The organism is Victivallis sp. (assembly GCF_048170485.1).
Taxonomy (GTDB): domain Bacteria; phylum Verrucomicrobiota; class Lentisphaeria; order Victivallales; family Victivallaceae; genus Victivallis.
Genome location: NZ_DBEXAY010000236.1, coordinates 1 through 9,390, shown reverse-complemented (window position 1 = coordinate 9,390; position 9,390 = coordinate 1). Strand labels below are relative to the sequence as shown.

Sequence of the window (9,390 nt, the reverse complement as noted above, 5' to 3'; positions counted from 1 at the left end):
AACAGAATCTCGACGCGACAGCATGTAAAAAAGGAAATTTTGCAAAAATCATTAGATAAAACTAATTTTCTGCTTGAAAAACGGTTCCCAGTCTGATATATTATATGAAAAAACAGCAGAACTCTTTTTTTTACCAGAGAAGTTAGTAATGACTAATTTTAGATTCAGACGGTGCGAATGCTCTTCAAAGAGATAACGACCGGAAAAGAGAGGGAAGAACCGCAGCAAACACACGTTGATCAAGAAAAACAAATTCTCCGGAATCGCAAAAATAAAAAAAACGACAACAACCCTGAACAATGAAAATGAACGAGCAAAGACTCAGCAAGAACGTTTCGCCGGCACCTTGCCGGACGCAGGGGGTGCGGGGGGCGGCGGACACGCTCCCCGGCTCCCACCGGCCCGCCACCGCCACCTCCGCCCGGAGCTTCCACAGGCCGAAAAGAGAGGGGCGCGGGGGAGAGAAAGCGGCGCAAGGCGACGCGTCTCTCCCCGTACCGCCCGCACCACATCCTCCCCGGCAGTCAAACACCCCCGCGCAAGCTGGAACAAGCTCGGCACCCGGCGAAGGGGAGCGGAAATGCGAAGGGGTCTTTCCGCAAAAAAGCGGGAAGAGCCGTTCGTATTTCCGCGGCTCTCACTCCCACCGGTTCGCACCCGCCCTCGAACCCAGCCTGACCGCTGACCCGAACCCGGCACCGGCACCTTGCCGGACGCAGGGGGTGCGGGGGGCGGCGGACACGCCACCCGCTTCCCACCGGCCCGCGTCCGCCGCCACTCGACAATACCGGAGTTTTACCCTCATCGAACTCCTCGTAGTAATCGCGATCATCGCCATTCTCGCCGCCATGCTGCTGCCGGCTCTCAACAAGGCGCGGGAGCGGGGAATCGCCACCAGCTGCACCAACAACATGAAACAGGTGAGCTCGGCGGACTCCCTCTATCAAAACGACTACGAATATTTCTGCCCGACGATCTACTACATGGGAGCGTCGGGAGGCCACAAGGCGTGGATGGCCGCCTGCAATAAGCCGACCAAAGACTTCGACTACACCGGCGAAGGGTATCTCACCCCCTACCTGCCGAAACCGGGGGAAGACGCCTCGATGGCCTCGATTGTGACGAAAAGCGTTGTCTTCTGCCCGCACCCGTGGGTTTCGGCGTTCTACAGCAGCGATGAATACTCCATAAAGAATGCGGCCGGAAGCGGCATCGGCATCGCGCCTTACCTGCATGGGTGGGAAGATTTCGCCAACCGCAGTACTTCTATCCAGAACAAATATCGCCTGACCAAGCCGGGCACGATCAAGACACCATCCCGCTGTGTTTCGTTCGCTGATCAGGGAGGAAAAAAGAGCGACACCTCCGGCGGTGGCTCTCACGGACTGGGTTCGGAGATGAACTTCAGCCATTCGGTCGATTCAGAGAAGACAATGTTCCGCCACATGGGCCGGGCCAATGTGATCTGGGCGGATGGGCATGTAAGTTCCGAGCGGAGCGGCTACCTCTCGATTCCGGCGCTCTACATCGGCGGACTGGGTGCCGACGCCGACGACGAGGAATTATACGCCCCCAATACCAAATGGGAGATTCTGGGGATCAATCAACCGCAGGCCAACCCCTGATCCGGAGAAGGAGCAAATCTCATGAGAAAGAAAATTCTGATTTCCGCCCTGCTCATATGCGGGCTGTCGATGAGCGTGTTCGCCGTCTTCGGCAGACGCGCCCCGGAACCCAACCCGGTGAAGGATTTCCCGGTGAAGCAGGAGTTGGAGCAGCGTCTCCAGGCCTGCGTCGCCTACACGCTTGAACCGCGCCGAAGCCGGAGTGAAACCCAGCTGCAGAAACTCTTCGGCATGGACCGGGAGGCGCGCGAAATCGCCCGGGAAACCGAGGGATGTGATCCGGTCGAACAGGCGATGAACATCCTGCGGAAACACGGGGCGGCGCTCGCGAAAGAAAAGTGGAGCTTCCGCGAAAGCGGCCGCCCGGGGCTCGGCGTCTACCGCGCGGTGGCGAAGGGCGACGGAGCGACACGGCCCGACATCGAATTCCGAATCCGGATGAATGCGGGAGGCTGCCGGTTGCTGGCGGTTACTGAACTCCCCGCTCAGGAAGTGAAATAGATCCATCATGAAGCAACATATCACATTGCTTCTGCCGGCGCTCCTTCTGCTTTCGCTCGGCGCCGCCCCGCAGGAAGAGGATCCGACGGCTCCTTACCTTACCGGGGTGAAGGAGCGTTTCTCCGGCTTTGAAGAGCTGAAGCAAACTGCCCCGTTCGATTATTCGGTCCGCGGGGAGGGGGAGCGGGAGCTCGGCCGACTGCTGCTGGAATCCGGCGACTCCGAACGTAAAACCGGATATGCCGGCCCCATCCCGGTCGCCCTCTGCCTTGGCTCCGACGGCAAAATCATCGGTGTTCTGACCGGTCCGAATCAGGAGACTCCCCGCTATCTCCGGATGCTCGAAAAAAAAGGTTTCTTCGAGCGCTGGAACGGGATGACCCTCGAAGAGGCCGCCGAGCGCCAGGTCGATGCCGTCACACGCGCCACCTACAGTTCCAATGCGATCCTCCATGGAGTTCGCCAGGCGGCGAAATATCATTTCGAAGCCGCCAAACGGAAGCATTCTTCCGCGGGGAACGACTGGAACGGGCTGTTGCTCTCGGCGGTGGTTCTTCTCAGTGCGGCCATCTACCTGTTATGCGATTTCCGGCGCAGATTGAAACGGGAAACCAGCTCCTGCAGCTGCTGCAAAAATTAGACGGGATCGACTTCACAGGGAAACACCATTATGGAACTGCTTGTTATCGCCGTACTGGCCGGAGCCGCTTTGCAGAGCGTTCTCAAGCTTGCACTGCTTCCGCTTCGCTGGCGCATTCCGCTCTGCGCGGTCGCCGTACTGCCCGCCCTCATCTGGCATGACCGGCTCGCCGCCTTCAACTATCAGCGTATGCTACAGCAGCTCGGCAGCTCCGAACTGCTCGCAACGCTCTGTCTCGGCGTCGTGCTTCAGGAACTTCTCACGCTGGTCGTCGGCTGGAAACTTCTTGATGAGAAACAGCAAAAGAGCTGGCGCTCCGTCGTCCTTCTGCCGTCGATTCTGCTGATCCCCGGCTCGTTCTATCTGGAGATCTTCTGCTTCAACCATCTGGTCGGCTGGAATTTCGGACTTACCGCCGCGCTTCTTGCCGCCGTCTGCGCCGCCGTTCTGTCCGGCGGGAGCGTTCTCGCCCGGAAGCTCCTGCCGCGCCGCGACGACCGGATCGGTGCTCTGCTCGGCGCGGAATATCTGCTGCTGCTCGGCGCCATCGTTCTGCCGATTGCGCTCGAATGCCGGATCGGCGAGGATCCCGGGCCGGGCGTCGGATGGATTCATCTGGCGGTGTTCGGCGGGCTGTTCGCCGGAACACTCCTCTTCTTCCTGTTGTTCCACGCAATTGAAATATGCAAAGAAAGAAAGTATCATGCACTACATCACCCAAATTCTTAACTGGATCTCCCTGAGTCTGCTTCTGCAGGTCACCATCCTGCTGATCGCCGCGCTGGCCGCGTCGCTGGTGACGCTCGGCGGATTCGGCTCCACCTGTCTCGGCCTCCTGCGCCAGCGGCGCGGGAGAGAGATTGCATTGAAGGAGTTGGAACAGGATCATTCGATCGATTTCTCCCGCATCGGTTCCGGTGTTTTCGCCCGCCATCTGCACGAACTTGCCGAACTCGGCTGGGATGAAATCCACTGCGAAAAACGGATCAGCGACTGGCACCGCAGCTACGAGCGCGAGCTGGAACGGGCCGGGTTCATGGTCAAAGTCGGCCCCATGCTCGGGTTGATGGGGACGCTCATTCCGATGGGACCGGCACTGGCCGGACTCGCTTCCGGCGACATCGGTTCGATGGCCTACAACATGCAGATCGCCTTCGCCACCACCGTGGCAGGCTGTTTCGTCGCCGGCGTCGGACTCCTGGTCTACTCGGTCAAACGCCACTGGTACGCCGAAGAGATCTCCTCGCTGCGCTATGCGCTCGACGTTCAGCTCCGGCGGAAGGAGAAGCAGCATGAAGCGCGCTGACCGTTACCGGGCGTTCGGGCGAAACGACGACTTCGATCCGCGCGAGACGCTGGTCAATCTCTTCGACGTGGCGATGGTGTTCGCGGTGGCGCTGATGGTCGCCTTCGTCATCCGTTCGCAGATGACCGAACTTCTGACCAGCGAGGATGTCACCTTCGTCAAGAATGCCGGCAAACCCGACATGGAGATCATCGTCAAAAAAGACAACAAGGTGACCCGCTACAAAAGTGAGAAATCCACCGGCACCGGCCGGGGTGAACGGGTCGGAATCGCCTACCGGCTCGAATCGGGCGAGATCATCTATGTTCCGGAGGAGGAGGTGCGATGAAACCGGTCCGTCTCATTGCCGCCGGCATTGCCGCGCTTCTCTTTCTGCTCGCCGCGGGCGGCTGGGCGCTCTGGCGGAACATGGCGCCCACCCGGATTGCGCTGGTGAACTTCTCCGGCTACAAGACCGCGCCGATGTTCGACACGGTTCCGGAATGGTTCTTCCGGGTGGAAACGGTCGAATGGAACGACGCAATCGCCCGCACCCTCCGGCACTTCGACCTCATCCTCTTTCAGGGCATGGGCATGTCGGTCAGCGAGAAGCAGAAGGCGGCAATCGCAGAGCTTCAGTCGCGCGGCATCCCGCTCTACGTCCATCAGGATTCCCGGCCGGACTGCAGGTTCGGCACGCTGTCGCGCGAACAGCGCGAGACCGTTGCCGGATATTTCGCCAACGGCAGCCGGGAGAACTACCGGCGGCTCTGGCTCTACCTCCGCTACGAGATCGACGGGAAGCGGCTCTTCGCCCCGAAACCGGAACCGCCCCGCATCCTGCCCGCCGACGCCTTGTTCCACACCGCGCCGGAGGCGCTCTTCCAATCAAAGGAGGCGTATTCCGACTACTACCGCAAGGCGGGGAAATTCCAGCCCGGCGCTCCCACAGTCGCACTGGTGATTCCCGGCGACGGCGGCGCGGCGCGCGGTGAACCGGGGTATCTCACCGATATCATCCAGGCGCTGGAGGCGCGGAAACTCAATGTCGTCGGCATCTCCGGCGCCGCGAAACGGCTCGACTTCCTCAAGGAGGTTTCGCCCGATCTGGTGATCTATCTGCCGCATGGGCGGCTCACCGACGAGAGGGCGGAAGAGGCGGTCGCCTTCCTGCGGGAACGGAACATTCCCCTGCTCTGTCCGATCAAGGTCTACCGGACGCTTGAACAGTACGGCGCCGATCCGCGCGGCCTCTCCGGCGGCATGCTCAGCCAGAGTGTGACGGTGCCGGAGCTGGATGGCGGCGCAGTTCCCTTTCTGCTGACCGCGCTCCGCCGCGACGAACGCGGCATCGAAGAGCAGTGGGCGATTCCCGGACGGCTGGAGAAGTTCGCTCTTCTGGTTGAAAACTACCTCAACCTCAAACGGAAAAAGAATTTCGACAAACGCATCGCGATCTTCTTCTACAAGGAGCCGGGGCAGAACGCGCTCCACGCGAGCGGCCTTGAAGTTGCCGAATCGCTGCTCGCCCTGCTCCGCCGGTTGAAGCAGGAGGGGTACGACACCGGTCCGCTGCCGGAAAATCCGGATCAGCTCATCGCCGCGATTCAGCGTGAAGCCGCCGTCTTCGGTGCTTATGCCGAAGGGGAGATCAACCGCTTTGCCGCGCGGCAGGAGACGGAATTTCTCCCGCTGGAGACGTTCGAAGCACTCCGAAAAAAGGCGTTCCCCGCCTCGTTGATCGCGGACCAGGAGCGCCTCTACGGGCCGCCTCCGGGGCGCTACATGGCCACGGTGCGCGGCGGCAAGTCCGGGCTGGTCGTCGGCCGGCTGAAGTTCGGCAAGGTGACTCTGCTGCCCCAGCCGCTCTCCGGAATCGGCGGCGACACGTCGAAGATCGTCCACGGCACGAAGGAGGCGCCGCCCTATCCCTATGCGGCGGCCTATCTCTGGAGCCGCTTCGTCTTCCGGGCGGACGCGATGCTTCACTTCGGCACCCACGGCAGCCTCGAATTCACACCGGCGCGGATGATCGGCCTGCTCGACGACGACTGGCCGGATGCGCTGACCGGGCCGGTGCCGCACTATTACCTTTACGTCATCAACAACATCGGCGAGGCGCTGGCCGCGAAGCGCCGCAGTTACGCGACCCTGATCGGCCACCTGACCGCGCCGTTCATGAACGCGGGGCTCTCCGGAGAACTCGCTTCGCTCGACGGCAAACTGCACGCGATCGAAAGCGCCGACAATCCGATGCTGGCGGCGGAATACCAGCGAAGCGCGGGCGAGCTGGCGGAGAAGCTCGGCATCGTCAAGGACCTTAAACTCACCCTGCCGCTCACCGACGACGGGCTGGAACGGCTTCACAACCATCTGCACGAGATCTCCGAATCGAAGGTCGCCCGGGGGATGTATGTGCTCGGCCGCCCCTATTCATCGCAGGAGCTCGACGAGACCGCGCTGCTGATGACGGTGGACGATCTCGCCGCCCGGAATTTCGAAGCCGATCTCGCGGCGGGGAACGTTACGGAAGAGAAGCGGAAAAACCAGCGGTTCTACGACGAACACTACCTCGCCCCCGCCCGCGCCCGGATTTCCGCCGCGCTGGCGAAGGGAGACGCGGGGCGGCGGGAGGCGCCGGACACCTTCGCGGCGCGCGACGCACTCGCCCTCTCGACCCGCGCGGAGCTGGATGCGCTCGTCAACGCCCTTCGCGGCGGCTTCATCGCACCGGGGCCGGGCGGAAGTCCGGTGCTGAATCCCGACACCGTGCCCACCGGGCGCAACCTCTACGGAATCGATCCGGAGCGGACCCCGACCCGGGAGTCCTTCGCCGTCGGCCGCCGCCTCGGCGAGGCGCTGATCGAGAGCCGGCTCCGGGCGACCGGGAACTATCCGCGCAAGGTCGCCTTTTCGCTCTGGGGCGGGGAGTTCATCCGGACCCAGGGGACGACGCTCGGCGAAATCTTCTTCCTGCTGGGGGTGGAGCCGGTTTGGGACAGCCGCGGCAGGGTCCGTTCCGTGCGGCTGATTCCGGCGGAGAAGCTCGGCCGCCCGCGGATCGATGTCGCGGTTCAGACCTCCGGGCAGTTCCGGGGCATCGCCGCCAGCCGGATGATCCTGATCGACCGGGCGGTGCGCATGGCCGCCCGCGCCGCCGAAACCGAATCGGCGCCGAATTTCGTGCGGGCCAACTCCCGCGATGCCGAAAAGCGCATGATCGCCGAGGGGCTTTCGCCGGAACGGGCGAAGGAGCTGGCCGACGCCCGCATCTTCGGCCGGATCAACAACGGCTTCGGCACTGGCGTCCGCGAACAGGTGGAGGATTCCGGTCGCTGGAACGAGCGCGCCGAACTCGCCGACCGCTACTTCGAGAATATGGGTACGATCTACACCGAAAACCACTGGAATGAACATGTTCCGGCTGCCTTCCGCGCCGCGCTGGCCAACACCGATGCGATCATCCACTCCCGATCGTCGAGCACCTCCGGGCCGCTCTCGCTGGACGACATCTATCAGTTCATGGGCGGGCTGAGTCTCGCGGTCAAAACCGTCAACGGGCAGGAGGCCGACGCCTTCTTCAACGATCTGCGCAACAGCGGACGCGCCAGGATTCAGGAGCTGGGCGAGGCGGCGATGGTCGAGGCGCGCTCGACGTTGCTCAACCCGAACTACCTTCGGGAGATGATGGCCGAAGGGCAGACCGCCGCGAACAACTTCGCCAAGACGGTGCGCAACTCCTTCGCCTGGGAGGCGCTCCGGCCGGAGATGCTCTCCGACCACCTGTGGGAGGAGTACAAGCAGACCTTCGTCGACGACAGACACCGGCTCGGCATGCGGGAGTACTTCAAGACGAAGAATCCCTACGCGCTCGAAGAGATCACCGCCGTCATGCTCGAAACCGCCCGCAAAGGGTTCTGGAAGGCCGGTTCCGCAACGGTGAAGCAGCTCGCCGAACTGCACGCGGAACTGGTGCGCGACCACGGGCCCGGATGCTCCGGTTTCGTCTGCGACAACGCGCCGCTTCGCGAATTCATCGGGGGGAAGCTCGATTCGCCGGAAGCGAAACAGAGTTACGAGAAGAGCATCTCCTCGATCCGCACCGCCGCCGTCGCACAGCAGGTGACCGGCATGACCCTCAAAGAGGAGAAGCGGGAGCTCAAGGAGAAGCGTACCGGACGCACCGCAGTAACCGCGCTGCTGGCCGTCGTCGCCGTCGCGGCGGCCGCCCTCTGGCTGGGCCACCGGCGAAACCGGAGGTTCGAAGAGTAAGCTCTTCTATGGGAAGTTGGTGGCAAAGCGCTCTTTCCAGAGCTTGGTGGCGGCGGAGCTCCACGCGTCCCCGGCGACGTTGAGTTCCGCCACCACATTGATCATCGCCGCGTGGCCATCCACATGGAGGAATCCGGCGTTCTTGCCGTGCACCGTCCCGACGCGGTCGGAACCGGTGGTGCCGGAGTTGTAGAGCGCGGTCGCGGTCGAAATATAGCCGACACCGAAATTATCCAGTTCGTTCTGCCGCTCAATGATGCAGATCTTCCGGCTGGGCGAGCGGACATTGCCGGGACGCACAACGCCGATTGGGCTCCCTTTCCCCATGGTTCCGGTGATGCCGACTCCGAGAGTCGTGTACACGTTGACATTGGAGCCGACCACAGCATAGGAGTTGACCGGGAAACTGCTGGTCGGCGAGGAATGCCGGTCGGCGTGAGCCCGGCAACGCAGCCCGAGCAGATTGCCGTGCTTCTGCTTGGTGTCATAGGGAAGATAAGCACTGCCGATGGGAGTAAGCGCAGCGGTTTTCCCGATCAGGCGGTTCCACCAGCCGATTTTCTCGCCGGAATTCCCCCATTCAACATCCGCATCCTGCGGCCAGGGGAAGAACCCGGCATCCCCGGCGTACTGCAGCAATCCGACGCCGATCTGCCGGAGGTTGTTGACGCAGCTGATCGCCTCGGCCCGCTGCCGCGCCTTGTTGAGAGCCGGCAGCAGCATCGCCGCCAGAATGGCGATGATCGCAATCACGATAAGGAGTTCGATCAGAGTAAAAACAGGACGAATCCGGAATCGCCGGGGAGAATTTTTGCAGCACATGGGAAACGACCCTCCATGAAAATTCCCGTCTTTTCTCTTATTATGTCCAAAAAAAATTGGAAATGCAACCTGCGCCATCAAAAAACTTAGAAAATCACCGCTTTTTTTGTTCGACACACCTGTGATTTTTTAACCAAAGTCTGTCCTCACCGGTCCGCCAGAGAGAAATCTGCCGCCGCTCCTCGCGGAAACCGTCCCCGTTTTCCTCACGTTGCATCGCATGAATTGCAGTCGGAAGAGAAACG

The 9,390-nt window shown here is 61.8% G+C and carries 8 protein-coding genes; 7 read left to right on the top strand and 1 reads right to left on the bottom strand.

Translation table 11 applies throughout. From position 1 onward, the window contains the following. The first annotated feature begins 305 nt into the window (after nucleotides 1-305). The 7 genes from ACMLHG_RS12285 to ACMLHG_RS12255 are packed head-to-tail and all read left to right on the top strand — an operon-like array spanning nucleotide 306 to nucleotide 8,323. On the top strand, nucleotides 306-1,625 hold the full coding sequence (locus ACMLHG_RS12285; protein WP_417170672.1) for a prepilin-type N-terminal cleavage/methylation domain-containing protein: 1,320 nt from the start codon (nucleotides 306-308) through the stop codon (nucleotides 1,623-1,625). Nucleotides 1,626-1,646: 21 nt separating this feature from the next. Then, nucleotides 1,647-2,126: a hypothetical protein gene (locus tag ACMLHG_RS12280; protein WP_417170671.1), complete on the top strand. Its 480-nt coding sequence runs from the start codon at nucleotides 1,647-1,649 to the stop codon at nucleotides 2,124-2,126. Between the two features lie 7 nt (nucleotides 2,127-2,133). Then, the gene (locus ACMLHG_RS12275; RefSeq protein ID WP_417170670.1) at nucleotides 2,134-2,766 is read left to right on the top strand and encodes an FMN-binding protein; all 633 of its coding nucleotides are present in this window, start codon (nucleotides 2,134-2,136) and stop codon (nucleotides 2,764-2,766) included. Between the two features lie 30 nt (nucleotides 2,767-2,796). Then, a complete protein-coding gene (locus ACMLHG_RS12270; RefSeq protein WP_417170669.1) occupies nucleotides 2,797-3,495 on the top strand; it encodes a hypothetical protein in 699 nt (232 codons plus the stop codon). Further along, nucleotides 3,470-4,072 carry a MotA/TolQ/ExbB proton channel family protein gene (locus tag ACMLHG_RS12265; RefSeq protein ID WP_417170668.1) on the top strand — a complete coding sequence of 201 codons (603 nt, stop codon included), beginning with the start codon at nucleotides 3,470-3,472 and terminating at the stop codon, nucleotides 4,070-4,072. The genes ACMLHG_RS12270 and ACMLHG_RS12265 overlap by 26 nt, the downstream gene beginning before the upstream one ends. Next, entirely contained in the window at nucleotides 4,059-4,400 is a 342-nt protein-coding gene (locus ACMLHG_RS12260; RefSeq protein WP_294434183.1) for a DUF2149 domain-containing protein, read from the top strand. Before ACMLHG_RS12265 ends, ACMLHG_RS12260 begins: the two co-directional genes overlap by 14 nt. Beyond that, a complete protein-coding gene (locus ACMLHG_RS12255) occupies nucleotides 4,397-8,323 on the top strand; it encodes a cobaltochelatase subunit CobN (protein WP_417170667.1) in 3,927 nt (1,308 codons plus the stop codon). Before ACMLHG_RS12260 ends, ACMLHG_RS12255 begins: the two co-directional genes overlap by 4 nt. A gap of 6 nt (nucleotides 8,324-8,329) precedes the next feature. Here the strand turns inward: ACMLHG_RS12255 and ACMLHG_RS12250 are convergent, their stop codons facing one another. Beyond that, entirely contained in the window at nucleotides 8,330-9,145 is an 816-nt protein-coding gene (locus ACMLHG_RS12250; protein WP_417170666.1) for a DUF1559 domain-containing protein, read from the bottom strand. Between the last annotated feature and the right edge of the window lie 245 nt (nucleotides 9,146-9,390).